Source organism: Fontivita pretiosa (genome assembly GCF_050410795.1).
GTDB lineage: Bacteria > Planctomycetota > Phycisphaerae > Tepidisphaerales > Tepidisphaeraceae > Fontivita > Fontivita pretiosa.
In genome coordinates, this window is the sequence record NZ_CP191258.1 from 5234234 (window position 1) to 5259544 (window position 25311).

At 64.1% G+C, this 25311-nt stretch carries 22 protein-coding genes; 7 read left to right on the plus strand and 15 right to left on the minus strand.

From position 1 onward, the window contains the following. Nucleotides 1–25: 25 nt before the first annotated feature. Complete coding sequence (locus ACQS5P_RS21225; RefSeq protein WP_428938619.1) at nucleotides 26–1732, minus strand: LptF/LptG family permease; 1707 nt, start codon at nucleotides 1730–1732, stop codon at nucleotides 26–28. Between the two features lie 211 nt (nucleotides 1733–1943). Here ACQS5P_RS21225 and ACQS5P_RS21230 point away from each other — a divergent pair, with 211 nt between their 5' ends. Both ACQS5P_RS21230 and ACQS5P_RS21235 read left to right on the plus strand, forming a co-directional pair. Further along, nucleotides 1944–2708, plus strand: a complete 765-nt coding sequence (locus ACQS5P_RS21230) for a ComF family protein (RefSeq protein ID WP_428938620.1) — start codon at nucleotides 1944–1946, stop codon at nucleotides 2706–2708. A 204-nt stretch (nucleotides 2709–2912) separates the two neighbouring features. Next, on the plus strand, nucleotides 2913–4340 hold the full coding sequence (locus ACQS5P_RS21235; RefSeq protein WP_428938621.1) for a hypothetical protein: 1428 nt from the start codon (nucleotides 2913–2915) through the stop codon (nucleotides 4338–4340). Nucleotides 4341–4351: 11 nt separating this feature from the next. On the opposite strand, the gene ACQS5P_RS21240 is transcribed toward ACQS5P_RS21235, so the two are convergent. From ACQS5P_RS21240 to ACQS5P_RS21250, 3 genes are all read right to left on the minus strand, one after another. Further along, entirely contained in the window at nucleotides 4352–5311 is a 960-nt protein-coding gene (locus tag ACQS5P_RS21240) for a hypothetical protein (RefSeq protein WP_428938622.1), read from the minus strand. 75 nt (nucleotides 5312–5386) lie between these two features. Continuing rightward, nucleotides 5387–5665, minus strand: coding sequence for a flagellar biosynthesis anti-sigma factor FlgM (locus ACQS5P_RS21245; protein ID WP_428938623.1), 279 nt, complete (start codon nucleotides 5663–5665; stop codon nucleotides 5387–5389). Nucleotides 5666–6038: 373 nt separating this feature from the next. After that, nucleotides 6039–7226: a hypothetical protein gene (locus ACQS5P_RS21250; protein WP_428938624.1), complete on the minus strand. Its 1188-nt coding sequence runs from the start codon at nucleotides 7224–7226 to the stop codon at nucleotides 6039–6041. Nucleotides 7227–7690: 464 nt separating this feature from the next. Here ACQS5P_RS21250 and ACQS5P_RS21255 point away from each other — a divergent pair, with 464 nt between their 5' ends. The 4 genes from ACQS5P_RS21255 to ACQS5P_RS21270 all read left to right on the plus strand — a co-directional run bounded on the left by ACQS5P_RS21255 (nucleotide 7691) and on the right by ACQS5P_RS21270 (nucleotide 10001). Next, a complete protein-coding gene (locus tag ACQS5P_RS21255; RefSeq protein ID WP_428938625.1) occupies nucleotides 7691–7813 on the plus strand; it encodes a hypothetical protein in 123 nt (40 codons plus the stop codon). A gap of 77 nt (nucleotides 7814–7890) precedes the next feature. Continuing rightward, on the plus strand, nucleotides 7891–8595 hold the full coding sequence (locus ACQS5P_RS21260) for an HAD family hydrolase (RefSeq protein WP_428938626.1): 705 nt from the start codon (nucleotides 7891–7893) through the stop codon (nucleotides 8593–8595). Between the two features lie 47 nt (nucleotides 8596–8642). Beyond that, entirely contained in the window at nucleotides 8643–8927 is a 285-nt protein-coding gene (locus tag ACQS5P_RS21265; protein WP_428938627.1) for a hypothetical protein, read from the plus strand. Nucleotides 8928–9017: 90 nt separating this feature from the next. After that, on the plus strand, nucleotides 9018–10001 hold the full coding sequence (locus ACQS5P_RS21270) for a transposase (protein ID WP_428937294.1): 984 nt from the start codon (nucleotides 9018–9020) through the stop codon (nucleotides 9999–10001). Between the two features lie 55 nt (nucleotides 10002–10056). Here the strand turns inward: ACQS5P_RS21270 and ACQS5P_RS21275 are convergent, their stop codons facing one another. The 10 genes from ACQS5P_RS21275 to ACQS5P_RS21320 all read right to left on the minus strand — a co-directional run bounded on the left by ACQS5P_RS21275 (nucleotide 10057) and on the right by ACQS5P_RS21320 (nucleotide 23130). Next, a complete protein-coding gene (locus ACQS5P_RS21275) occupies nucleotides 10057–10848 on the minus strand; it encodes an ABC transporter ATP-binding protein (RefSeq protein WP_428938628.1) in 792 nt (263 codons plus the stop codon). 71 nt (nucleotides 10849–10919) lie between these two features. Then, nucleotides 10920–11669 carry an ABC transporter permease gene (locus ACQS5P_RS21280; protein WP_428938629.1) on the minus strand — a complete coding sequence of 250 codons (750 nt, stop codon included), beginning with the start codon at nucleotides 11667–11669 and terminating at the stop codon, nucleotides 10920–10922. Between the two features lie 128 nt (nucleotides 11670–11797). Then, nucleotides 11798–12172 (minus strand): PqqD family protein, encoded by a 375-nt coding sequence (locus ACQS5P_RS21285; RefSeq protein WP_428938630.1) that lies wholly within the window; start codon nucleotides 12170–12172, stop codon nucleotides 11798–11800. 24 nt (nucleotides 12173–12196) lie between these two features. Further along, complete coding sequence (locus ACQS5P_RS21290) at nucleotides 12197–13132, minus strand: hypothetical protein (RefSeq protein WP_428938631.1); 936 nt, start codon at nucleotides 13130–13132, stop codon at nucleotides 12197–12199. A gap of 55 nt (nucleotides 13133–13187) precedes the next feature. After that, on the minus strand, nucleotides 13188–15323 hold the full coding sequence (locus ACQS5P_RS21295; RefSeq protein WP_428938632.1) for a DUF6785 family protein: 2136 nt from the start codon (nucleotides 15321–15323) through the stop codon (nucleotides 13188–13190). 134 nt (nucleotides 15324–15457) lie between these two features. Continuing rightward, the gene (locus ACQS5P_RS21300; RefSeq protein ID WP_428938633.1) at nucleotides 15458–16918 is read right to left on the minus strand and encodes a polysaccharide biosynthesis/export family protein; all 1461 of its coding nucleotides are present in this window, start codon (nucleotides 16916–16918) and stop codon (nucleotides 15458–15460) included. Between the two features lie 387 nt (nucleotides 16919–17305). Next, entirely contained in the window at nucleotides 17306–19012 is a 1707-nt protein-coding gene (locus ACQS5P_RS21305) for a hypothetical protein (RefSeq protein WP_428938634.1), read from the minus strand. Nucleotides 19013–19094: 82 nt separating this feature from the next. Then, nucleotides 19095–21164, minus strand: a complete 2070-nt coding sequence (locus ACQS5P_RS21310; RefSeq protein ID WP_428938635.1) for a hypothetical protein — start codon at nucleotides 21162–21164, stop codon at nucleotides 19095–19097. Nucleotides 21165–21240: 76 nt separating this feature from the next. Then, on the minus strand, nucleotides 21241–22068 hold the full coding sequence (locus ACQS5P_RS21315) for a hypothetical protein (RefSeq protein ID WP_428938636.1): 828 nt from the start codon (nucleotides 22066–22068) through the stop codon (nucleotides 21241–21243). Nucleotides 22069–22074: 6 nt separating this feature from the next. After that, a complete protein-coding gene (locus ACQS5P_RS21320; protein ID WP_428938637.1) occupies nucleotides 22075–23130 on the minus strand; it encodes a hypothetical protein in 1056 nt (351 codons plus the stop codon). A 411-nt stretch (nucleotides 23131–23541) separates the two neighbouring features. Between ACQS5P_RS21320 and ACQS5P_RS21325 the strand changes: the two genes are divergently transcribed. Continuing rightward, on the plus strand, nucleotides 23542–23730 hold the full coding sequence (locus ACQS5P_RS21325; protein WP_428938638.1) for a hypothetical protein: 189 nt from the start codon (nucleotides 23542–23544) through the stop codon (nucleotides 23728–23730). A 270-nt stretch (nucleotides 23731–24000) separates the two neighbouring features. Here ACQS5P_RS21325 and ACQS5P_RS21330 read toward each other — a convergent pair whose 3' ends face one another. Then, nucleotides 24001–25236 (minus strand): SpoIID/LytB domain-containing protein, encoded by a 1236-nt coding sequence (locus tag ACQS5P_RS21330; protein WP_428938639.1) that lies wholly within the window; start codon nucleotides 25234–25236, stop codon nucleotides 24001–24003. Between the last annotated feature and the right edge of the window lie 75 nt (nucleotides 25237–25311).

Sequence of the window (25311 nt, forward strand, 5' to 3'; positions counted from 1 at the left end):
CGCAAGTCAAAAATCGCAAATCCCCTCACTGTCTCTGCAATCTCGCCAGCAGCACCACGCCCAGCGCGAACACCGCCGCGTTGCCCGACCAGATCAGCATCAACCCGAACTTCAGCGGGTTGGTCCACGTGGCCGGGTCGATGTTCCAGGGGATGTTCTCGCAGGTGTGCTGGCCGGTGACGATCAGTGCGATGCTGGCCAGCGCCGGCACCACGCTGATCGCAAAGGCGCTGAGGAAGTTGCCGCTCTTGAACATCATCCCCAGCGCGCAGCCGACCATCACCAGGATGAAACAGCTCACCGCGAAGCTCACTCTGGCCCACATTTCACTGATCACGCTGTTGGTCTGCTTGATCAGGTCTCGACGCAGACGCATCTGATCTTCGGGGCTGAGCGAGCCGGCGATGTAATGTGTGGCCGGGCGAGTGGTCAGGGAGAAGATGTCTGCTGGCATCGCGACGACCAACGGTCGCGAGAAGTTGGCGCGTGGGCTCTGGTCGCCGCCGGGGCTGCGGACCACGCAATCGAGCATGTCCAGTTCCAGGTCGATGCGTCGGGCCTGGTTGTCAGGAATGGGACGGAGGCGCATCTCCCTGGCGGAGACGGCCAGGCCCGCCTGGCTGCCGCGTGTCTGCGTCAGCAGCGGGCGAGGTGCGTCAGTTGCGGCATTGGTCGCAGTCAGGATAAGCCGGTCCTTGCGGATTTCCAGGCTGGCGCCGTTGGAGGCCAGTAGATACGACTCGCCAGCCGAGTCCAACTGCACCGCTCCCTGCGGCTCCTGAAGTGCCTGCTGAAGCTTGCGCAGATACGCCTGCTGCTGATCGCGAACCACGAACTCGCGGAGGACCTTGCGGATTCGCCGGCTCTGCTCGGGATGCTCCAGCAGCGAGCGGAGCCGGAAGATGTCCATGAACTTGGTGTTTTCGCGCACGGGCGAGGGCAGGGGGATCGGTCCGAAGCGGGTGGTGCCGATCGAGACCTGCATGTTCTGTTGTGCCGCGCCCGGCCCTGCGCTGATGCGGCGGGGAAACTTCGTGCCGCCGACCAGGTCCGCCGACATCGTCACCTCATCGTCCTCGTGCTCCTGTCGGATGTAGGCGGTGGCCTCGCTGGCCATGAAGAACTCCTCGGGCACGGACAGCCGGCTTCGCTGGGACTGCTCGAAGGTGACGATCAGCGGTCCGGCCAGTCGCACCGCCTGGTCGCGCGGGCGCGCCGGATCCGGCGGCAGCACCTCCGCCGCCTGCGCGAAGACCGTCACCGGTCGACTCTCGTACTCGAACTTGGCCTGATGTGTCCGCTCGATCTGGCTGGCAACAAGCTTGGCCAGATTGGAATAGATCACCTTCTCGACCTTCAACGTGCTGGACGGAACAATGAAACACAGCAGTAACAGGCTGATGAAGGCGGTGAGGATCCCCAGCACGAACGCGGGCATCGTCAAGGCCAGATGGCTGATCCCCGCAGCCCGGCAGGCGACGATCTCGTTGTCCGCCCCCAGCCGTCCGTATACGACCGTCGTCGCGTACAGCGCCGCGATTGGCAGCGAGTATCCCCACATCGCGGGGGTCGAGTATGCCAGGATCTGGCCAACCTGCCCCACGTCCAGCCCGTGCTCGTACAGCGGGCGAAGCAGCCCGCCGAAGGTCATGATCGCCGACAGCGCCGCCCCCGCCAGCAGGAAGATGCGGACCAGATCCTTGAAGATGTACCAGAACAGCGTGCTGCTCATGCGTCCGTAGCGATTGCGCGCCTCGTCCGTGCCACCACATCCGGCCCGTGCCGGATACCCTCAAGTAAACAAGCCGGCGTTTGCAGGATCTTCTGCACCCCCTGCAACGGGCTTGGCCGCGCCGACCACGACACGGCAGTGGCGCCCATCGGATGCTAACGGCGCGGGAAATCCGATGCAAAGGCCGGGCGGGGAGGTACACTGCCGCCTTGTGAGATTGCCTGCGCCGCTCCAGCACCTGCGACATCTCCGCCACCTGATGGACTTCTGTTACCCGCGGCTGTGCGGCGTGTGCGATTCGGCCGCGGGTGACGGGCTGGAGATCTGTGCGGCCTGCATGGTCGAACTCCGGCAGCTCGAAACCGCGCCCCGATGCGAATGGTGCGCCATGCCCCTGGCCGAGCATGGCGCGCCGTGCCCCTACTGTCACGGCCGCGGCAACAAACCCTTTGATCGCATCGTGAGCCTGGGCGTGTTTCGCGATCCGATCCGACAGTTGATTCATCAGATCAAATACCACGGGCGATGGACGCTTGCCGAGTTCCTTGCGGATCGACTGCTGGAGCACGAGCCGGTCAAGGGACTGCTGACGGAAACGGAACTGATCGTGCCGGTGCCGCTGCATCCCTGGCGGCACATGTCGCGCGGGTACAACCAGGCGGAGCTGATCGCTCGACGACTCGCTCGGCGTTGCCGGATCAGGCTGCGGCATCCGGTGATTCGACTGAAGAACACCCAAACCCAGACTCATCTTCATTCGAGGCAGAAGCGGCTGGAGAACCTGCGCGACGCGTTCGGCGTGCTGCGGCCGCGCGCGATTCGCGGGCGGCACGTCGTGATCGTCGATGACGTGATGACCACCGGCGCGACGCTCGGTTCGGTTGCACGCGCGATGCTTGAGGCCGAGCCTGCCAGCCTCTGCGGCCTGGTCGTCGCCGTCGCCGATCCGCGCGGCCGCGACTTTCAGTCGATCTGAGTGATGAGAATCGCACCCTCGCCCCCAGCCCAGGATCGGATGTTCAACAGATCAGATACCCGGATTGATCCTGTCACGGCATGCTGGCAATGTTCTTTTTCCACATCGCGCCCGTGCGCTGAGTACTACACGAGCTGCACGCCGCGTGACATGGAAGTGGCGATATCCTCAATCGCGCGGTCGTTTGTGGATATGATCGTCGGCGTGAACAGCACCGCCCTTTCGGAATCCGACAAGCCGTTTCCGCCAAGGTACTGGTGGCTCAAGCGACTGAGCCTGGCGCTGGCGGCGGCGCTGATCGCATTGACGATCGTGCGGATCATCTGGGGCTACGACGCGCAGCGGCGGTACGATCGCGCGATCCAGGCGATCCGCGCCCGCGGCGAACCCATCCTCCCGGAAGATTTCGATGCCCCGCACATCCCCGACGACGCAAACCGCGTCCATTACCTCAACCTGGCCATCTCCGCGATCAACCCCAATGCCGATCCACCGGCGGCGACGAACATGGCATACCCCTCATACCTGCCCATGTCGTCGGAGTGGATGTCGGTGGCGAAGACGGCGTGGGAAGCGAATCAGGACGCGCTGCGATACGCGCGCCAGGCCCGCAGCTACACCAAGGTAGACTGGGGAGTAAGGTTTCGCTCGCCGGTGATCAACCAGATCCTTACCCCGCTGGGCCATCAGCGGCGCTTGGCGAACCTGCTGGGGGATATGGCCGTGTACCAGCACATTCAGGGAAATGATGCCCAGGCCCTGGAGCTGATCCAGGACCTGTTTGCGCAGGCCGATGCGCTGCGCGAACAGCCGACTCTGGTCTCGCAGTTGGTTGCAGTCGGGATCGACCTGCTGGCGGCGGCGAGGCTGGAGGTGATCGCGCCGGGGCTGCGCCTGGCGGATGATCCGGCGACCGCGCCCACGACCCAGTCCGTCACGCCCGCCACTCACCAGCAGGCGAAGATACTGATCTCGCGGCTGCTGGATGCCAGACGAGTCGGCATCGCGCAGGCGATGCTCAGCGAACGAATGCTTCTGGCGGACCAGATGGCGGTGCTCACCAGTAGATCCCTGCTGCTCCGTCCGATGTACCTGATGAGCGTCGTCCAGGCATTTCCGATCTTCGATCAAGTCCGAGCCGCCGCGACCCAGCCGACCAACATTCTGGCACAGCAGGCGCTGCCGCCGGCCTTGCCGATCGCGACTGGAAGCACGGGGTTTCACCAGTTCCCGGGCAGCGTCTTCTTGCCGGCGTTCAATCGCGCAATCGAAACGCAGATGTGCGTCCGAATGGAGCATCATCTGGCGGCGGTCATCGTCGCCTGCCGGCTCTATCAGGTGGATCACGCCGGACGCTGGCCGGAAAAGCTTGAGGATCTCGTGCCGGATTACCTGCCCGACGTGCCGGTCGATCCGTTTTCGCAGACGGGACAGCCGCTGAAGTATCTGCTGGCGCGCAACGGCACGCGCCCGATCGTCTACAGTGTCGGGGAGGACGGAAAGGACAACACGCCGGATGACTCGGTCCTGCCGCCTGAGCCGCAGTCTGGATGGATACGCCTGGGGTTGGACCAGTGGCGTGACATCTCGCGATTCACTCCGCCGCCGCAGACGCAACCAGCGGAGCAATGACATCCGTGCATTCAGCCCATGTAGCTTTCCCACACGAGCACAACGAAACCGCACATGATCGGGATCAATCCGAGCGTCACCAACGCCAGGAGGACCCACGCGCTGGGCAGGCCGATCGCCGCCACCAGCGTTCGCCCGGGGCCGCAGTGGGTTGCATCTCGGAGCATGCGGACCGTGTTCAGCCACCACGTGAAGATCACCGCCAGCGCGAGAATAGTTCCCGCCAACCACATGAGTGGAGTGGTGAAAAATGGCAACCACTGTTTGACGATCCAGTGGCCAATGTACTCAAGGTACGTCAGCAGCGCGGCCGCCGAGAAGACCAGACTCGGCACGGTCAAGAACAGCAGGGGTCCGCTGCTGTAGCAACTGAGCGCCACGGCGCGGTTCTGCCGAACCACCGGCAGGGAGCGTGGGTGGAAAAAGTAGCTTTGCACGCCGCTGATCGCCGTGATGAACAGCAGGATCGCCACAGGAGTCACCGGCCAGAGAAACAGTCCTGTGAACAGGCAGATGCCAACGTCAGGCCACGGCGACTGCGGACCGCTGGTATAGCCGATCGCAGCCCAGGGCCCGAAAAAGAGCGGCCCGAACGGGCCAAGCGTTGCCCGCGCGATAATCGCCGCCGCAATGAGGGGCACCGACGCGATGGCCACCACCGTCCAGCGAAACCGCTGGGCGTCGCGGAAGCTGACTGCAATCGCCATCTCCCGCGCCAGCATGCGCGGGTCCGTGCTCGCCAGCCAAGCTGTCTTGAACAGCGCACGCGCGCGCCCGATGTGCCTTCGGGCCGTCCAGGGAATGACTGATTTACCCAGTGTCGAGCGATCGATGCTCAGCCCACACTCCGGGCAGCGCTGGCTGGCGTCGATCCCGCGCAGGTTGTACCCACAGCCGGGGCAGTACAGGTCGGCCGCATGGGGCGCGGTGGTTGATGCGATCGGATCAGCGGCAGCTTCGGGATCGATCATGCGATGCTCCCCCGCGCGGACCACAGGGGATCATCGCGCACAGCGCCGATCGATGCAACCGTCTGGCAAGTCGGGCTATTTGAACAACTCGTCGAGCAGACGATCGGCGGCGATGTCGAGCTTCTCTTCGGTCTCGTAGGTTCCGGCCTCGATCTGGGCCTTGATCTGGGCGACCTTTTCGGCGCGAACACTGCGGTCGGATTTCAAGGCCTGGAGCAGGTGGCTCATTCCCGACAACTCGAGTTTGTCGCTGGCGCGGGGTTGCTGGGAGGCGGCGGGGACTTGCCTGTGGATGGGCTGGGTAATGACCTTCTGAACAGGGGAGTTGCTGCCGATGCCGTGAACCGAACTCATGGACGAACCCCGGTAATTTGGCCTCCGAATCGGCTGGCGACTCCATCGCCAAAGCCGGCCGCGCTGTCGTATCCCGCGCTGACACACAAGCTATCGACGGAAAAACTGGCACATCTTGAAGATCGAAAGCAGATTCTCAATTTCTCATAAGACTTGTATTTACAGAGCCTTAAACACATTCACTGAAACCGTCGCGCCGAATTTGCCCCTAACGGAAGGCAAAAATGCGCCCTCGTAGGTTCTACCATTTACCCCATTTTACCCATTTTCCGCATGCGGCATAGCTGCAACGACCATTAGGCCCCGTTTTATTGGACGGCTGAATTACCGGACCGGATTCGACACGACCGCAGCGGCCGGAGCTGATGCCGACCTATCGCACCACGCTTTTGCCAAAGAGAATCGCCTCAGCCAGGCGAGTGGTCATCGTCGAATTGCGGTAGACCAGCGGCAGCAGGAAGCGCAGATTCTGTTGCGGGCCACGAAGGTAGTCGCCCAGCGTCGCACCCCATTTGTGACGGTATGGCTGAAGCGCGTCCTGAAGATGTCGCTCCTTCAGCGCCTTTTTCATCACATCGGCGGCAAACAGCGCGCTCCAGCAGTTGGGATAAATGTCCTCGGCACAGGCCGTGAAAAAACCGCCGGCTGGGCCAATCAGAAGGGTCCGGTTCGCAACGCCCTCCTGTACCAGCGCCCCGGCCAACGGCAGATCCAGCGATTGCGCCGAGCCCGGATCGATCGGCGAACCGTGAACCTTGAGCACGCCATGACGCTCCAGCACGTCGATCCAGTGCTTAAGCAACTGCGTCGGCGGCAGCTCGTGAACGGTGTTGATGGGTTGATCCACGCAGACCTGCACGCACGATGGCCCCGGCAGCAGCCAGCCCCAGTTCAGCGTGCCGCGCAGGTCCAGCGACATCGCGATCACTTGCCGAAGCGAAGGCTCGATCCATCGGGCGCCGCGGAGGCGCAGAAACGTGTATCGATGCAGCACCTCTTCGTCCCAGGAGTCGGGCATGCCCAGCGCGCGGCGCTGCTCGCCCGGCAACTCCCCGGCCAGCAGCAGCGCCGTGGTGCGGTGTTGCTGCGCGTCCAGCCTCACATCGACTCCCGACTCGTCCAGGCTCGTCACCTGCACGTGCCCGGGCCTGACCAACTGCACGCCCGCATCTTCCGCCAACCTGGCCAGGGCCGCATGGATCTGTTTGAATGAACCGATGTACGCGCTGATCGTCTTGCCGGTGTACTCGGCCCAGGTCGCCGGATCATCGGCCAGAAACCGCAGACCGTAAATCGGCGTCAGCTCCAGCTTGCGCTTCAGTCCACCGAGCAGCGCGTGCAGTTCGAAAAATTGAGGGTTGATGCTGACCAGTCGATCTGGCCACTGCTCATCCGGCAACTGGGCCAGCGTCACGCGCAACGCGCCGCGGGATGTCCGGGATGTTGAAGGAGGCGATGCCTGGGCAGCAGAACCACCCAGCCGCAGCAGTGCTCCCGCCAGATATGCCGCCGGGTGATCACCCAGAATGAGCACGTCAGACTGTGCCTGTTGCCGGGCCATGGGTGCGACAGGCGATCATACCGCGACGAAGCGGCAACCGAAATGAAATCGGCGCATTTTCGCCGCGAGACCGGACCGCACGCCCCGCGCCACCGCCGAATTACATGCAAGCCAACGCCACGGCGGCCGCGAGCGGCAGCACACGACGATTCAACGTAGATCAACAAATCTGGCGCGCTGCAACTGCGGCATGCCGGTTGCTCATGAGTGGATGTTTCGCGTTCACCTACACCGCCCAAGTTGGGCAAGGAGATCGGTATGGCTCGGCTGCTCACCCTGGTGATGCTTGGGATCTTTGGTCTTGTGGCACTGGTCGGCTGTCGCGCCGAAGGCGAAGTCGGCGAGACGCATTCCGCAGTTGTCGCGCCGCGTTGAATTCGCGGCGGCGTGCCCGGCGCAACGATGGACGCCGGGCACGCTGACGGGCGGCTGGCGTCGCATCCCACCTCCAAAAGGACATACAGATGAGGCGACTACAACTGTGGGCAATGCTGGTTCTGATGGGGCTGGTCATGATTGGTTGCCGCGTCGAAGGCGAAATCGACCCTGACGCCGCCTTCACAAACACCAGCCTGATCGGGCATTGATCCTGCCGAATGACTGGATGTCGGACGTTGTGACGTCGGCTTGCCATCGCGCAAGCCCACGGATACGTTTTTCTCGCATGTCGAAGCTCTCGTGGCCGGCGACGATCATCTTCGATTTCGACGGCGTGCTGGTTAACAGCGAGCCGCTGCACTTCCGCGCCTTTCAGCAGGTCGCCGCCGGCGAGAAAATCGAGCTGACCGAAGAACAGTACTACGATGAGCTGGTCGGCTTTGACGACAAGGGCGCCTGGAAGCATCTGTTTGCGCGGCATGGACGCGAGCTGGATCCCAGGACGTTTCTGCGCGTGATGACGCGCAAGAGCGAAGTGATGCGCGAGCTGATCCGCGCCCGCCAGTACCGCGCGCTGCCGGGCGTCGAGGAGCTGGTGCGCGGGTTGTGGCGAAACTATCCGCTGGCCATCTGTTCCGGAGCCTTGCGCGAGGAGATCGAGACCATGCTCGAGGGGGTGGCACTCCGCGACTGCTTCAGCGTCATCGTCGCCGCCGAGGACGTGACCGTCGGGAAGCCGGATCCTTCCGGGTACATCCTGGCCAGCAGGCTCGTCGGGCAGAAACTGAAGCGCGCGGTGGCGCCGCAGGACTGTCTGGTTGTGGAAGACGCGCCGATGGTGGTCCAGTCGGTGCGCAAGGCCGGCTTTTCGGTGCTGGCGGTGACGAACACCTACCCGGCCGAGCGATTCGGCGACGCCAATTGGGTGGTACCCTCGCTGCAACCGGATCAGGTCCGCTCGGTGTTGCCGGAGTTGAAGCTGCTCATGTAGAAGTCACTTTTGGCCCAGCCCGGGAAGTGCAACTGCAAGGAGAGATCATGATGGTTCGAGTGATCACGACTGTGCTGCTGATGTGCGGCACGGCATCGTTCACATTGGCGGCGGAAACGGATCATCTCGCCAGCGTCGCCGACACACAGCCTCACCCGATACTCAGCCAGGACGGCTCCTGGGCCGGCGTGATGGTGATCATCGTGCTGGGGATGTTTCTGGCGGCGATGGTGATTGGGCCGGTCGTTCGCGCCAACATGCCCGAGGAGCCGCCGCCTGCGGCACACGCCGCCGAGCATGCCCCGCACGGCATCGCGTCACATGGGCATTGAAAAGACTCCCGACCGGCTCAGTCTCGACCCTCTCCAAGTTCGGCGCATGTTCGGTAGCGCCACGCCGATGCAGTGGGTACAAGCTGCGGGATGGAAACATCTCGATCACCATGGAAGGTCCTGCGGCAGGCCCATGAACTGGCCCTCCGCGTCTGGCCGGCCTACTCCTGCGACTGCAGCCGCCACGACTTCACGCTCCCGCAACTCTTCGCCTGCCTCGTTCTGCGCGAGCAGCTCAAGCTCAGCTATCGCAGGGCCGAGCAACTGCTGCGCGACTCGCCGCAGTGGCTGGCCGACCTCGGCATGTCCCGCGCCCCGGATCACAACACCCTCTGGCGGGCCTTCGGCACGCTTCTCAAGACCCGGCGCGTCAACCGCATGCTCGACCTGCTGGCCCAGCTTGCCGCCAAGGCCAAACTGCTGCGTAAGCTCGACTCGAGCAAGCCGCTGACCCTCGACAGCACCTGCTACGAGGCGCGTCACCGCTCACGCCATTACGACCGCGTCTGCCGCAAGATGCTCCTGCGCGATGGCGGCAAATACACCGAAAAAACCGATGCAGACGAGGTCAATCGCTCACGCTCGCGCCGGGCCCGGCAGATGCCGAAGCTGGCCCTGGCGGTGGCCTCGGCCTGTCACCTCATCCTGGCGGCGCGGGTTCATATCGGCTGCGGGTCCGATGCGCCGGACTTCGCGCCGCTGTTGTACCATGCGTGGCGGCGGGCCAATGTGAACGTCGTCGTCGCCGACGCTGGATACGACTCAGAGGCCAACCACCGCAGCGCCCGCCTGGACATGGGTGTGCGCTCGGTGATTCCCACGGGCATCGGGCGGCCGTCGAGCAAGCCGCCCGGCGGTCGATATCGCCGGCTGATGAAGCAGCGGTTTGCCCGCAAGGCGGACCGGCGAACCTACGGCCAGCGAGCGCAGAGCGAGACGGTCAACAGCATGATGAAGCGGAACTTTGGCGATGCCCTGCGTTCCGTGCAACGCCGCCGTCGCCGGCAGGAGATGCTCTTGCGGACCCTGACGCACGACATCATGATCTACGCCAATTATGAGGGTCGAGACTGAGCCACTCCCGACCCCTTTTTTTAAGGGGTCGGGAGTCTTTTCCGTGAAACCGGGGTTACTGCAACTGCTGGCCGCCTTCGGCCTCGATCGTGCCTACCTCGATCTTCAGCTCCTCGCGCTTCTGAATCTTGTCCACCTTGCCGTCGCGAATCCACAGGATCCGGTCACTGACGGCCAGCATCTTATGATCGTGCGTTGCCGAGATGATCGTCACGCCCTTTTCCCGGTTCAGCTCGCGAAGCAGCTTGATGATCAGCGTGCCGGTGTTCAGGTCGAGGTTGCCGGTGGGTTCATCGGCCAGGATGATCGCCGGGTCGTTGGCGAACGCCCGCGCGATCGCCACCCGCTGCTGCTGCCCGCCGCTCATCTCCTGCGGCTTGTTCATCAGCCGGTGCCCCAGCTCGACGCGCTTGAGGATCTCGGCGGCCTTGTCCTGGGCATCGGAGGTGTTCATCCCGGCGAAGATCATCGGGAGCATGACATTTTCCAGCGCCGTCATGACCGGGATGAGGTTGAAGGTCTGGAAGATGTAGCCGATCTTGCGGCAGCGCATCCACGCCAGCTCGTAGCTGTCGAGCTGCGCGATGTCCACCTCGTCGATGTAGACCTTGCCCTCGGTGGGCTTGTCCAGTCCGCCGATCATGTTGAACAGCGTGCTTTTGCCCGACCCCGACGGCCCCATGATCGAGATATACTCTCCGCGGCTGATCGAAATGGTCACGCCCCGCAGCGCGTGCACCTCGGTGTCGCCCATCTTGTAAACGCGCTTCACATCGATGGTGCGCACGGTGTATTCGGTGAGCGTCCCGGCCGGAATCGAAGCAACGGTCGAATTGGTTACGGTCATTGAGCTTCCAACGCTTATAGCCCTGCGGAGCTGACTGATCAAGCCGGCCGCACAATGGCCCGCTTAACTCCTCACGTCTCCACCCTCATCGCCTCGATCGGTTGCATGCGCGCCGCCTGCCAGGCGGGGTAGACGGCGCCGGCGACGGTCAGCCCCACGCCGATCGTCAGGCTGATCGCGATCGCCAGCAGCAGATCGTCGATCGGCAGATTCCTGAAGGCATATCCCCCATAGGTAGTCGCGGCGGCAGCAAGGCTCAGCCCAAGCCCCAGCACAATCCCGATCACGGTCCCCACCACGCCCTGAAACAGACTCTCGATCAGAAACAGCTTGACGATGAACCCGTCCAGCGCCCCCAGGCACTTCATCGTACCGATCTCGCGGAAGCGCTCGGTCACGCTCATGAGCATCGCGTTGAGGATTCCCACAAACGCCACCAGCAGTGCCAGTCCCAGCAGCCAGCGAGTCTGGATCCTGTTGTTGGCGATCTCCTCGGGGGTGGTAGGAACACCGCTGGTTTTCATCAGCGCCGCCAGTCTCTGGGCTTCGATCAGTCGGCTGCGTGCCTCGGCGGTGGGATTGTCACGCGCCGCCGCCTCGACCGAGGCGATCCATCGGCGCATGCCCTCGACCACGGCTTCACTGGTCTGGATAGACACCAGAAACGCCAGCGCCAGCACGATTCCGCTGGTCACCAGCAGGCTGCGGCTGAGCCGCAGGCGGATGCTCTTGTAGGCGATCTCGACGGCCTTGCTCAGCGGCAGCGTGATTTGCCGCTGCACGGCCGGCGCGGTCCGTTGCGATGGACTAGCCTGTGACATTGCGCTCTCTGTGATTCATCACAAGGTAAGAAGCTGAGACGGTGACCAGGTGAAAACGGCCGATCCACCTTGCTGCACGTCACCTGCTCCTTGGCTCACCGATCCCGCTTCGCATCTTGTCACCAACTTCACTTCTTCCTCGGGACGCTCAACCCGATCAATCTCCGCTTCACCAGCATCTGAAGAAACTGGATGGTCGCCACCTCCGCCTCCCGCAGATTCAGATTATATCGTTTGGCCAGCCGGCGGATGATCTGCTGGACCGACGTCTTCCCGTCGCACGATTCCCACACGAGCAGGCCAAGCTCATCCAGCTCGAAAGTCTTGGTTGCACCTTCGGGCATACGCAGCAGCCATCCCCCCCAGCGGGGATTCTTCAGCGCCACCTTCAGTTTCGCGCCGCCGGATTCGTCCCTGCTCACTGTCGCCTCGACGACCCTGACAGGTCTGGCGGCCAGCGCCTCGGTGCGGGAGATCGTTGATCGTCTGCGTCGGAACAACATGCTCAGCAACAGTACCACTGACAGTCAATCGCATCTTGGAGCAGACCAGCCGACACCCGTCGCCGCTTCACGGATCAGCGCATCATCCGAAGCCTGCACGATGACGATCCGGTCGCGCTGCGGATCGTGCAGCGCAGCGGTCCGAAGCTCAGGCCAAAGCGCCCGCAGAAAGAAAAAGCGCTTGCGGCGCACCATCGTCCGCACCAGGCCGGTCAATCGCCGGCCATCGTCGCAGCTCAACTCCAGCTCCGTCGGCTCTGCGATCGGGCGATGGTACTTCTGCCGGCGCGATTCCTGGTCGGCCAGCCACTGCTTCAGCGGCTTGCGTTTCAGCGCCAGCTCCGCCAACGCTACCTGGCGAATTGTGACTATTCTGTGTTTGTCGGCAAATGTAAGGCTCAGGTCGCCAGCGTTGAGGCAGTGGCCGGTGAGCTTCATACCCGCCGGCGCCAGGCAGCTCAAATCGAACACTGCCCAGGGCATTGGCCCGTCGCGCCCGCCCAAGTCTTCGAAGGTCGGCAGGATCGCGCCGACGAGGATCGTCTCGCGGCGATTCGCGTGATGGACGATCTGGACGCAACGTCCCGACGCCCGGCTGAACGCCAGCCAAACATCACGTCCCGGCGGCTGCGGCTCCAGGTAGACGCTCGAGGCCGCAAACCTGTCTCCGGACAGTTCGAGTGGTTTGGCTTCGTCGGCGGCACGCTTGCCGACCTCGTCGCGCATCGCCTGCATCGCCCAGGCCGCCGGATCGAATCGCCTGCTCGGCGCCTTTCGCCAACGAATCCCCAGCCTCGGGCGATGCAGGTCGGCGATCAGCGCCGCCCCCTGCTCAAAATCCCCTTCCAGCCGCACAGGATTCCATCGCGCCGGCAGCTCCATCCGCCAGCCCTGCCACGCAAACGCATTCGCAGTACGCTGCGAGGGTGGGACGAACTGGCCAGCGCTGTGTCGTGACATTCCAGAACAATTCTACTCCGCATCTTCTCACCGTCCCATCCGGGCATCTTCGCCATCACGCCGGCAGCAACTGGATCGCATGAAACTCCGCCCCCATCGCGTTCAGCACGAGCGTGACGACCAGCCAGAACGCCGCGGCGCCGGCTTCGCCGACGATCAGGCCGATGAAGAACGGCTTGGCGGCGCGGATGAGCTGAATCCCGCCGAAACGCACGATGATCACCTTGATGATCCACCCCACCATCACGCTGAACCAGACCATTCGCATTGGATACGAATACGCCAGAAGCAACCCCACCGGATGCAGCGGCCAGGCCATGAACCGCAGCCGCAGAAAGCTCAGCAGCCCGGTGATCACCACGCCCGACAGGAAATACCCCGTGCGCGAGTGCGGCTCCTGCGGGCCGATCCTGGGCGGGCGGTAATCGCGCGTCGCGTCCATGATGTAATACGTGTGGTTGCCCGTGATGGCCCAGTAGTTGATCGGCGAAACCTGCAGGCGGTCGATGGTCGAGGCGTAGCTGTATTCGATCTTGAGCATCGCCACACCCGAGACGACGAACGCCACCACGATCGCCCCCGCCAGCGCCAGCAGGAACGGACGAGTGCGGCTGGGCTGGCTCTCCCGGCGTGCAGCGCTGTCGCCTTCGTCGGCATAGGCGACCTGATCCGCAACGCGCAGCGCATGAGTCGCGTAGACCGGCAACGCCTCCCGCGTGTCATGCGTGAAGTTCAGACTGAACAGCGCGGAGTAAAAGTACGTCTCCATCGTCGTCCGCCTGGCCAGGCCATCCGGCAGCGAACCGACCACCAGCCAGAAGCGACTGATGGGAAGTTCCGTGCGGGCGAAGATCATGCCGGTCTCCGCAATGATCCGCGCCACGACCAGCACCATCATCATCAGCAGCAGCACGAGCACGACGGCGCCGATCGCCGACGCCCCCGCCAGCTTCAACCACGCCGCCGCCACGACCAGCGAACCGGCCAGCCCCCACCCCGCCGCGCGGTAGGACAGATAGCGTCCGGTGGGCTCGCCGGGGCGATAGCGCCGGAACATGTGCCTTACCACCATGGCGAAGTGCCCGCGCCCCACCCACAGGATCGCCAGCGCATACACGATCGCCGCCCCCATGAGCTGGTCCTGCTGCATCCCGCCGGTGTAGTCGCTCTTCCACGTTCCGTAGAACATCCGCGTGATGTTGAACAGGATGTAAAAGAACCACAGGCTGAAGCCGACCTTGCTCTGAAGGAAAAATGCGATGCCGACGATGCTGAAGTAAAGCGTGCCGCGCGGCGCCGCCCAATCCAGATAGCGCCACGGCTCGCCCGTCAGCATCGAACCCAGGTCGTATTTCAGCGGAAACTGCGGCCAGGTCTTCGGGAAATACTTGTTCATCGCGTTCAGCCCGTGAATCACGAAGACGGCGGCAAACGCGATCCAGAAGCTGCGGCTGCCCAGCAGCGGGTTCAGCGACCTGCCCGGGCGGGGCGTTTCGATCAGCGATGCATACACCTCGGCCAGCGGGAACGGCAGACGCTCATTGTCAACCCACTGTCGGCGGACGATCACGGCGGTGCACATCACCGCCGTCCCCAGCGCCGCCAGAAAGATGCCCCAGGTAATCGTCGGCGTGAGCCACGCGCCCCACGGCACGCCCTGCCCATCGGGCGCCCGCAGGTAGTAGTTCATGATCACCGGATCGTTGGACCAGGTGCTGCGATCGGATGACTGAAACGCCGGGAAGATCCACTGCGGCAGATTCAGCTCGAGCATGAAACGCCGGTAATCGGCGTTCTGCCCGGCGTGATACCACACGCCCACCAGGCTTGTCGGCATGTAGCGCATCAATCCGCTGCTGGGGATCGCGCAGCTCACCAGCACCATGCACATCACCACCGCCAGCTCCCGGCTGTCCAGCGCATGGCTTGGCCACCAGCGCCGCAGCGGCGCATTGATCAACAGCAGCAGCAACAGCAGATAAAGCAGCAGCCCGACAGGAAGGTAATTGCCAGTGAGATACGTGTTGACCAGGACCCAGTCGTTGTAGGCGGAGATCGAGCTGATGATCAGCACGCCGAGCATGCCCAGCGTCACGCTGCGAAGATTGACCGGCTGGCGCGGGCGCAGCGGCTGCGTCAGTCCCGGGTGCGGCGCCGACTCCACGCGGGTCGTACGGGTGGTCTGTTCCACGCGATTTCTAATACATCAAACGTTTGCTGCAATCCAGTCGGCTGCGCCGACTCGCGCTTCAGCAAAACAGCACCGGCCCGCGCGAGCGATGCGCGGGCCGGTTGGTTGGCTCAGCTTCGATCCCTGCCGCGGCTCTACAGTCTGTTCTGGTCCCAGTAATTGCGGTCATAGATGAACCCGAAGCCGTAGGTCAGACGGAAGCCGCTGCGGAACGCCGCAAGAAACGGCGCCAGCGCATTGGTTCCGACCATGATCTGGTCATCCGGCTTGAGCAGGATGTCCGGCTGTTCGCCGGCGAAGATCTTGCTCAGGTCCACACGGGCGAAGATCTCGCGATCGGGTCCGATGCGGCGAACGATCTGCGTGCGCGACGGAATCGCAAGCTGATCCAGCATGCCAGCGGCGATGACCGCCTGCTTCAACGTGATGTTTCGTGCCGTCAGGCTGTAAACCCCCGTCCGAGCCACGTGCCCGCCCATGTAGTACTCGCCAATCACCGGCTGCGGCACGATGATCAGGTCCTGCGGGCGAATGACCACGTTGTACTTCAGCTCGCCACGCTGAAGCGGCTGATACGGCACCCGGATCACCCGCACGTCCGACGGTTCCTGAAGCGCGTTGAACTCAAAGCCCTGGGTTGACGGCTCCGCAGGCGCCGCCTCGGTGGCCGCCGGCGCTTCGGCCTGTGCCGGAACCGCCTGCCCCCCCTCGATCGTCATGGGTTTGTCATCAACGATGATGATCCGTCCTTCGCTGCCCGGCGCCGCTGCCGTCGCCGGCTGATTCGCCTGCGCCTCGCTGCCCGCTTGCTCGGGCGCCTGGGACATCATCTTCGGAGACAGATCAAGTGGCGCCTGCGATCGCGGCGTGAGCAGGTCCTGCGTCGGCTGAGTCGCCGGCGCCGCCTCGCCGGGCGCGGCCGGGGCGGTCGTCTGAGGCTCGATGTCATGCCGCTTCTGGCGAACGATGTAGATGTTCTCAATTCCGACAGGCGAGGTCACATCACCGACCAGCGCCAGCGCGTCCAGCAGTCGGAAGTTCGAGTCCAGAATCTGGTACTGTCCGCCTCGGTTCACGGCGCCAGTGATCGTGAACGTGCGCGATCGCGCCTCCAGCGTCACCACAGATACCTGCGCCTGCTGGATCAGGTTCGCGTCCCGATATCGCTGAACGATTGCCGCTTCAAGCTGCGCCTCGGTCAGTCCCGCGGCCTGCACCTGACCCACCAGCGGCAGGCTGATGAAGCCGCTCTCGCTGACACGGCTGACCTTCACCGATTCCACGCCCGGCGCCACCAGGTCCGTGATCGACACCTGGATCAGGTCGTTCCGCCCAATCACGTAATCCTGCGAAACGGCCACAAGGTCGCTGGGACGAACATCCGTCGCGGTCGCGTAGCGAGGATCCTCCTCCTCGTAGCCCGTGTCCAGCGTCTTGAGGATCGGGACAGGGATGGGTTTCTTGCTGTACCGGCCCATCTCCGTCGGATCAAAAAAACTCTTGGTCTCGCAGCCCGCCGAGAGCAGACTCATCCCGATCAGCACTGCCAGGCCCGGCGTGATCCAGCCGAACCGACCCAACAAACGACGATTCACAGCAATATTCAGCCGAGCCAAGACGATCTCCTTTCCGATTCTGTTCCCGCTGCGGCGACTGTGTGCGTGCTCCGCGTGCCGCGCGCGGCTCACCTTATATAAAGGACGCCGCCCTCGCGGGAAACTTCATCGGCCATTTTGCGCCAAAGCCATTGCTCAGGCAATGCAAGTCGTGGACGAAACCGTGGCAAAATGTGCAAGTCAGGCAAATCCGCAGGTTCCCGGGGCCATTATCGGACCCCTTCAGCGAGGTTACTCTTGCAGCCACTTGGCCAGCTCTTCGGTCGTGCCGTCGGCAAGGCCAATCCGATATGGCCAGCCCGCACAACGTCACGCGATGCCGCCTCGCAAGCGGCTTGCCGGGGTGTCCAGATTTCCGGCGAACGCTCATCGCCGGTAGCGGCTGCCACGGTCATTGGGATTCGGATCGTCAGAGGGAGATCGCCGATGCTGCTGATCACGTTGGCGGCTTTCGGCCTCACGCTGGCGCGCCGCCTCACGCTCCCGTTCCTGCTCGCGGGCGCGCTGCTCTTGATCTCGCTGGCTGGCCTGGCGGTCCCGCTGCCGGCGCTGTTCCTGCTCTTGCGCATGGTCGCGCTGTTCGGCCGCACGTTGCTCGGCCCGGCGCTTCTCAAACTCCGCCTCCCGCTGCTGCCGCAGCCGGGCGATCGACTCCTCACGCTCACGCCGCTCACGCTGCTCGCGATCGCGCTCCGCCCGTGCACGCTCGTCGCGCTCACGTTGGTCGCGCTGCTGCGCCTGACGCTCTGGTCGCTGGCGATCATCATCGTCATCCCGGCGGCGATCATCATGAATTCGCGGTGGTGGCGCGGCGGGATCCGCGCGCCGCAGCCGCTCCCGCTCTGCCTGCGAGCGCTCACGCTCGGCACGGTCGCGAGCCTCCTGCTCGTCGCGCTCCCGATGCTCGCGCGCGGCACGCTCAAGCTGAAGCCTGTGGCGAGCCTCAACCTCGGCTCGGCGGCGATCAAAGTCCTCGATCCGCCACCGAAGCTCCCTCGCCGCCGACTCCCGCTCCCACAGCGCCCGCGACTGCCGGTCCAACGCGAATCGCAGCTCCGAGTCCGCCGCCGACGCCAGCGAGTTCGCCCGGTTCAACTGCGCCTCGGCCAGCGCCAACTCGTTCTGAAGCGCCGGGATGCGAGCCTGCGCCTCGGCATACCGCCTGTGTAGATCGCGGGCGCGCGAGTCCGCCGCCGCGTGCGCGTTGATCGCCTGCTGAAGGTCCAGCTCGATCGCGCTGACGGCCTGTTGCTCCAGGTTCCGCCGCGCCATCGCGTCATTCATCTGCGGGTCCTGTGCAAGATCATTCTCGAAGCGCGCGACAAGCTGCCGCTGCGTCTCCGTTGCCCTCTCCAGCGCCTCGCGCGCCTCGATGATGGCCGGATCGGCGGCCAGCCATTCGGCCCGCAACCGCCCCACGGCGCTCTCGGCCTGCATCCACGCAGCACTTGCATCAGCCAGTTGCTGCGGATCGACGCCGGGCGTTTGGCGCAGGCGATTGACCTGATCCTTCAGCGCATCGGCCTGTGAGCGAAGCTGCCGGTAAAGCGGATCGGCATCAATCGCCGCCACGCTGGCAGCGGTCGCCTCGTCGAGCCGGCTCTGCGACTGCTCAAGCGTCTGCTGGATCTGGATGAACGCCGCAGAAGCCTGGAAGCTGGCCTGTGCCGTGGCGCGGAGGCGCGCGACTTCTGCTTCGACATCGGCCAGCCGCGCCCGCGCTGCGTCCAGCGCCCGGCGGCGCTGCTCAACCGCCTGCTGCGCGGCTTCGGCGTCGGCGATCGCCTGCTCCAGCGCCGACGTGTCGCTCAGTGCCGACTGAATCGAACCGATCGCAAGCGAAAGGTCGCGAATGCGTGTCGCGGCGGCATGCTGATCCGCGATGGCGCAATCCAGCGCCGCACGCGCACGCTCCGCATCGCGCGTCGCATCGGCCAGCCGACACTCAGCCGCTTCCAGTGCACGCTGTGCCTCGCGCGCCTCATCGCGATGATCGGCCCGTGCAGCTCCGGCGCCGACGCTGACCATTGCCAGCATCACCACCAGCCAGAACCTTCGGCGCCGCGTGCGCATCGTGCACCTGTCTGCCCCTTCACACTGGACACCCTGTACCGCGACACGTTAGCCGCCATGCGGTGTTGTGCGAATCGGCAGGCTACCAGACAATCCGGTAGATCACCGCCGCCTCGTTCTGGAAGATCGGCTGAAAATGGGCTGGATCCTGACTGGCGAAGATCAGTTCCGGGGGAGGCGGCGGATCGGGCAGCCCGGTCAGGTCGCCCGTGGCGATCAGAAGATACTCCGCCCCCAGTCGCCGCAGGTTCGCCAGCCATGCGTCGCGATCCGCATCGGCGATGATGTTCCGCACCACCGCCGGAACAATCCGCTCGCCCGGCAGCGACCCGGGGATCTTCGGCAGCTCATGCAGGTGCAGACGATCCGCCCGTAGCGGCGCGCGCACCACGCGCCGCGTCAGGTCGAATCCGTACAGCGGATAAACGTAGTGCGTGTTCGCGTAGGCCAGCGTCCGTCCCGGCGGAATCCGCGTCCGCACGAACACCCACGCATCCGCCAGCGGCGCGTACCCGCCAGCGCCACTCTGCCAGGCGAAGTTGGCCATCGGCTCCAGCTCGCGATGCACAAACGCCGACCAGTAAACGAAGACGAACGCAAAGAGGACGACTCCCGCAATCGCCGCCGCCATCAGCTTTGCCAGCCGCGTGCCGAGCATCGACCACACGTACACTATCGCCAGCCCCGCGACCCAGATCCCAAGTGCCATCGGCACGATTCGCTTCAGATTCTCCGGGATGAAATTCGTCGCCATCGCAGACAACAGCAGCATCCCGCTCCAGACCAACTCAGCCACGATCTTCCGGCCCGACATCGCCACCGCGGCGCAGGCGAACAGAAGCAGCAGGCTCGGGTACGCAAATCGCAACTCATCATACGGAGAGACCGCCAGGAACAATCCGATCCCCACAATCGGACCCGCCACGATCGTTCGCAGCAGCGGCTGACGCAGTGCGATTCGATGATGTTTCGCCAGAGCAGACACCCAGCCGATCAACAGCAGTCCCCACTGTACCGCCGGCAGGCTGTAGTATCCGCCGGCCAGGGTCTTCCATATCCCGTGTATCGATTGCAGTTGCTCGCTGCGCGCGGTTCGGAACATGCCGTCGAAGAAAAAAAGATCGACTGGATAGACGGGATTGCCCGTCAGCAGGAGGTTCCGCAGGAACCACGGCCCGGCCAGCAGCGCCGGCAGGAGAATCGCAATCAGCCAGTGCCTGCCGCGCCAACCGGCGCAAATGGGCGCGTCGATCGCCAGCAGAAACAGCGGCAGGCTCAGCATCGCGGTGTACTTCGTCGCCAGCATCAGACCAACGGCGATCCCGACGCGCCACGGACCGAAACGATCGCTCAGCTTGTCGCGCGCCAGCCCCGCCAGCGCGCATGCAAAGAACGCGGAGACGAACACGTCGTCCTTTTCGAGGATGGCCTGGCTGAAGAATGGCCGCGAGAGCACCGCCGCCGTGGCGACGATCGCCGCGACGGACGATCGCGCCCCGCACGCCCGCGCCAGCTCGAGCATCGCCAGCCAGCACAGCAGCAGCGCCGGCGTCTGCACGAACCGCGCCAGCGCGTCGTTGCCGATCGGCGCCAGCCACCACGTGATGAACATCGACCCGGCCAGCGGCGAATACGTGTTGGCCGGGTTGAAGTACCACGTCTCCAGCAGCGAGATGCGATGGTCCTGAATCCACTGCACCGCCGCGGGCAGATGATACGTGAGCGAATCATTGGCCACCGGCGGAAACGCGCGCTGAAGCCAGATGAGGCTCAGGATGTAAGAAACGACGAGGATCGCGCAGCCTCCGACCACCCACCGCGCGCCCAGCTCTCTTCGCTTGTACGCCAGTCCTTTCTCCCTCTCCCTGTACTCAGGGAGAGGGCAGGGGAGAGGGTTCTTACCCAACGACCACAGCCCCACCCCCACGATTGCGGCCGCGATCAATACCGCTGGCGCAGTAAGCGCGCCCACCACCCCCGCCGCTCCGATCACGACATACTGCACGGCATAGAAGATCAGCCCCGCATCCACCAGCGCCGCGATGCCCTCGCGCCCGGTGATCCTCCGCGCGAACCAATACCCCCCCGCCAGCACCAACGCGCTGACGGCAATGATGAGCAACAGGCGAAGCTCAGGAGCAAGCAGATCCACGACGAGCCGGAATGGTATCAGCAGGAGGGGAAAATGGAGGCATTCCAGCTCGCCCGAGACACTTGAGCGCGACCGCTCACGCAACGCTCGCCCGACGCCTCGCTAAACGGCAGTTGAGACGTCTCAAAACCATCGGCAACAAAGCTGCGCCACTGATGTACGCAGGCTCGGGCAGGACGACCGGCAGGCCCAATGACTCAAGCGCCTCCTGCAAGCTCTCAGGGGGCAGCGGGTTCTGCACTCCGGCCTGCCAGTTGTATGCCAGGAGCTGAAGATCATCGATGTTGACAAACCCTGTGTAGTCGAAGTCGCCCTCGGTCCAGAAGCCGGCGCTTTGCCAGTGCGCCGCCAGCGCTTCCAGGTCGGTGATATCGACCTGCGCATCGAGGTTCGCATCGCCGGTGTAGGTGTACTTGACCAGCGCTTCGCCCAGCAGCGCGTCGTCGGCGTAGCCGAGCCTGTGGGCGGCAGAGCCGCTGCTGGAGAACAGCGCCCCATCGCGCAGGTCGGCGCGAAGCTGGTCCATCACGGTTCCCGCCGAAGCGCCTTCGTAGTCGATGATCATCTGGTTGTCGCCCAGGTCCAACTGGCCGGTGGCGTTGTGGATCTGCACGGACTTGGCCCGCAGCACCAGCCTCGCCCCCGCCGAAAGCGCCATCCGGCCGGAAAGCGAGAGCGTGCTGATCGACAGCGAGCCGCCGGACCACGTGAAGGTGCCGTCGCTGCCGATGTCGATCAGTTGGGTCGAGAGCAAACCGCCAGTTTGCGTGACAACCCCCGGTCCGAAGATCCCGACCACTACCACGCTGCCCACGTTGAGCTCCCCGCCGTCAAGCTCGTAGAGACTGGAACCGCCCAAAACGGGAACGCCGCCGATGTCAAGGATGTCGCTAACGAAGTGCATCCCGGCTTACTGACGAAATGTTCCCCGGCCTTCGTAGCCCACATACTCGGTGCCCCAGACGTTGAGTGTGGCCTCGCTGGAGCCGAGGCTGTAGGTGCCCCAGTTGTACGTGCGGATGCTCATGATGCCGGGCATCGCTTTCGTCCCGACCGTCACGATTCCGCCACTGTGATTCAGAGTGCCCCTGCCCCCGACACCGAGTTCCAGGAGTTCGCCAACGCGTAAGCTCCCACCGCTGAGGTCGTAGATACCCGGATTCGCCCACCCGATCACACTACGAGAGCTCACCTCATGGGTGCCGGCGGACTGGAGGAATGTGCCCGGCCCATGACGGGCGATCAACTCATCGTCGGTCACCAGCACAGCATGCGCACCGCTCAGTACGTACGTGCCCCCGACCTCTCCGTAAGCCTGGGTTACACCCAGCGACAATATCCCGCTGAGCCGGTGGGTTCCGGCGCTGTGAATGAACGTTCCGGCACCGTGGTACCCGACGTACACCCAGCCACTCGAGTTCACCGTGCCGCCGCGCAGAAGATACGCTCCCGTCGACTGGGGGAAATCTGCGATTGTCAAGATGTTGGACACATTGACCGCTCCCCCGTTCTGTTCGAACGTTCCCTTTCCGTAGAGGCCGATGCCTAACTGGGAAACATTCAGCGTTCCATCGTTGAGGACATACCGTCCCGACGTAGTGTTGTAGTACGAGTAGTCCCCGAGGGTGAGGGATCCGACGTTGTTCGTGCCGCCGTCCTGGACGTGCTCGCCGCGCGAGTTCCCCAGGGAAGGGGCGCCGACGCTCTCGTAGGACGTGCTCAAGTTTGCGTCGCTTGGCTGGTAGAGCGTCATCAGTCCGCCGCCACCGTTGGCCAGCCGCAGCCCGCTCAGCGAAGCATCGACGTCCAAAGTGACGACGCGGTCAAAGGGGTCATCGAACGTGATCCGAGCGACATCTTGCGGGAGGGGCAGAGTGCCTCCGCTCCAGTTCGACGCTTCACTCCAGCTTGCGCTGCCGCCCGACGGCAGGCCGATGAAGTAGCGATCCGCCCCTTGCGTGTGCACGCCTATCAGCAGGACGCCTACCGTCCAGCACACCGCGGCCGAGCCAGTGAGTCCGTACCGTATGCGATGCCTCCCATTTCTAGTACAGCGCTTATCCTCAGATTCGGGACGTGCCCAAGAAGAACTCTCATTTCCCGCCCGTTCTTTCGCCACGACAAAATGACACAGGATATCTGGCAATATTTATCCTTGATTCTTCGATGGCGCAAGTTAGCATGTTCTAGTCATTGACACGTTTCTGGCTCTCAGGGCGGAGGCGCGACATGCGCGGGAGATCGAGAGCGAGTGACGTTTGGCAACCGCACCACGCGGCATCTGGTGCACTTCGTCTTCAAGCCGCCCCGCCGGCGTAGCCCACCGTTCGCAAGCCATCAGCCCACAGCCAACAGGAGGTTCCCATGTCAGCACTTCATGCCAGTACCGGTGCGCGCAGTTGTGGGCACGGCGGAGGAGATGATCGGGCGGCACTCCAAGCAGTTCGGCAGCGAGTACGATGATGCAGTGGAGTCGATCCAAGGCGGCAAGCTTGGACTGACGAACCCGTTGCTGTGGTTCGTGCTGGCCACGCCGCCGGACGAGCGAAAGGCGCGGCAAAGTTGAACCACGAAGGCCGCGAAGGGCACGAAGGTCTTCTCTGGACTGAGCAAGTCCTGCGATGGATGCAATCCTCGATCGCCCTGAACTGAGGCTCGGCCAGGGCCGATCTCCAGGTGCGGTGATGGTCGCGTGGTGCTGATGCGCGCTACGATCGCGAGGGGCGCAGCGCCAGCAGTTCGTTGAGAATCGTGCAGGTTGAACACGGCGCCGACTGCAAAACGCTAACGTGGACTGCACTTTCCCGCTGCGACGAGCTGTTCGGTCGCGCCTCTGTCAATACGCCCGCACCAGCACGGCGCCGGGGTAGCTGTAGCGGACGATGTCCTCGTGGCGGACGCCGCGAGTGGCCAGGGATTGGGCGCACCACTGGCACATGCCCACGCCGTGGCCCCAGCCGTGGCCTTCGACGAAGTGGATCGAATCGCCCTGCGTGACGGGCCTGACGAAGCTGGAGTAGAGGATCGGCCCGCCATTGGCGTCAGCGTTGCACGCCCAGCGCAGTTCCTCGCCGCTGAGGCTGTAGCGCAGCCCGCGGGAATCGGTAACGTAAAAGCGCACGGGGCGTTGGTAGGTATTGACGGCGGCGATGTCGATGCTGCGGACGGTGCCCATGTCCTTTTCGGGGCGGTTTCGTCGCGCGCCCCAGGCGCGAATGCGGCGGGTCAGCTCATCCTTGCTGATCACCACCGGGCCCCAGTTGAATCGCGGCGAGGCGTTGCAGAGATTTCCAGCCCGTTTCTCGCGCAACGGGGGGATGTCCGGATCGCCAAAGGCATCGGCGGCGGACTGTCCCACCCCGCCGCAGCAGGAGCTGAAATAGGCCTTGAAGATCCGTTCGTTGCCGCGCGGGCCGTAGGCCACGACGATGCCTTCGGTGTGGAGCACGGCGTCGCGGCTTTTTGGGGTTTCGGAGGCGATCCCGCCGTAGACCTGGCTGCGGGTGTCGTCGGTGAGGTCGTAGTGTCGTCCGATTCCGGCGGTGCGCGCTTCGTACAGCGCGTAGGTGCGGGCGACGATCGCCTGGGCGCGGTAGGCCTCCTGGCTCCAGTCGCGCAGCATCTCCCGCGAGACCACACTCATGAGGTACGAATCGATATCGACGTCGTTGACCACGTCGAAGCGATCGTTGGAGACCGGGACGAAGCGGTACTTGCCCCTGTAGGCCGAGCCGTTGATGAAGACCGATCCCGGGCTGGCGGGAGTGAAGGTGAGTTCACCGACGGCGAAGCTGGCGCTGCCGACGCGCCACCCGCCAGATGAGAGGCTGACCGCCACGCCGCCATCGCCGGGAAAATCGAGCCTTCGCGGCACCCGTTCGCCGCTGCTCTCCACAACGGGGGAAGCTGTGGCACTGACCAGCACCTGTTGCTGGCTGGCCAGCAGACGGACGCGAACCTGCGGCGCCTTGTCGGCGTTTTGACCGGCGCGCTGCTGAGAACACCCCGCCGGCCAAAGCAGCGCCAGCGGCAATCCCAGCAGCACAAAGACCCCAAGCCCCAGTCGATTCATGGCATCCGTGCCCGTTGATCAGTGGTCAGTGGCCAGTGATCGGTGGTCAGTATCGGCGAACCAACCACAGGTCAT

Coding starts and splice junctions, on each gene's coding strand:
- ACQS5P_RS21245 (WP_428938623.1), bottom strand. CDS start 5,665: ATGAGTTCGGTTCACGGCATCGGCAGCAACTCCCCTGTTCAGAAGGTC.
- ACQS5P_RS21280 (WP_428938629.1), bottom strand. CDS start 11,669: ATGTCACAGGCTAGTCCATCGCAACGGACCGCGCCGGCCGTGCAGCGG.
- ACQS5P_RS21325 (WP_428938638.1), top strand. CDS start 23,542: ATGCCAGTACCGGTGCGCGCAGTTGTGGGCACGGCGGAGGAGATGATC.
- ACQS5P_RS21330 (WP_428938639.1), bottom strand. CDS start 25,236: ATGAATCGACTGGGGCTTGGGGTCTTTGTGCTGCTGGGATTGCCGCTG.
- ACQS5P_RS21240 (WP_428938622.1), bottom strand. CDS start 5,311: ATGATCGATCCCGAAGCTGCCGCTGATCCGATCGCATCAACCACCGCG.
- ACQS5P_RS21305 (WP_428938634.1), bottom strand. CDS start 19,012: ATGCGCACGCGGCGCCGAAGGTTCTGGCTGGTGGTGATGCTGGCAATG.
- ACQS5P_RS21290 (WP_428938631.1), bottom strand. CDS start 13,132: ATGTCACGACACAGCGCTGGCCAGTTCGTCCCACCCTCGCAGCGTACT.
- ACQS5P_RS21260 (WP_428938626.1), top strand. CDS start 7,891: ATGTCGAAGCTCTCGTGGCCGGCGACGATCATCTTCGATTTCGACGGC.
- ACQS5P_RS21285 (WP_428938630.1), bottom strand. CDS start 12,172: ATGTTGTTCCGACGCAGACGATCAACGATCTCCCGCACCGAGGCGCTG.
- ACQS5P_RS21255 (WP_428938625.1), top strand. CDS start 7,691: ATGAGGCGACTACAACTGTGGGCAATGCTGGTTCTGATGGGGCTGGTC.
- ACQS5P_RS21250 (WP_428938624.1), bottom strand. CDS start 7,226: ATGGCCCGGCAACAGGCACAGTCTGACGTGCTCATTCTGGGTGATCAC.
- ACQS5P_RS21265 (WP_428938627.1), top strand. CDS start 8,643: ATGATGGTTCGAGTGATCACGACTGTGCTGCTGATGTGCGGCACGGCA.
- ACQS5P_RS21275 (WP_428938628.1), bottom strand. CDS start 10,848: ATGACCGTAACCAATTCGACCGTTGCTTCGATTCCGGCCGGGACGCTC.
- ACQS5P_RS21225 (WP_428938619.1), bottom strand. CDS start 1,732: ATGAGCAGCACGCTGTTCTGGTACATCTTCAAGGATCTGGTCCGCATC.
- ACQS5P_RS21270 (WP_428937294.1), top strand. CDS start 9,018: ATGGAAACATCTCGATCACCATGGAAGGTCCTGCGGCAGGCCCATGAA.
- ACQS5P_RS21315 (WP_428938636.1), bottom strand. CDS start 22,068: ATGCACTTCGTTAGCGACATCCTTGACATCGGCGGCGTTCCCGTTTTG.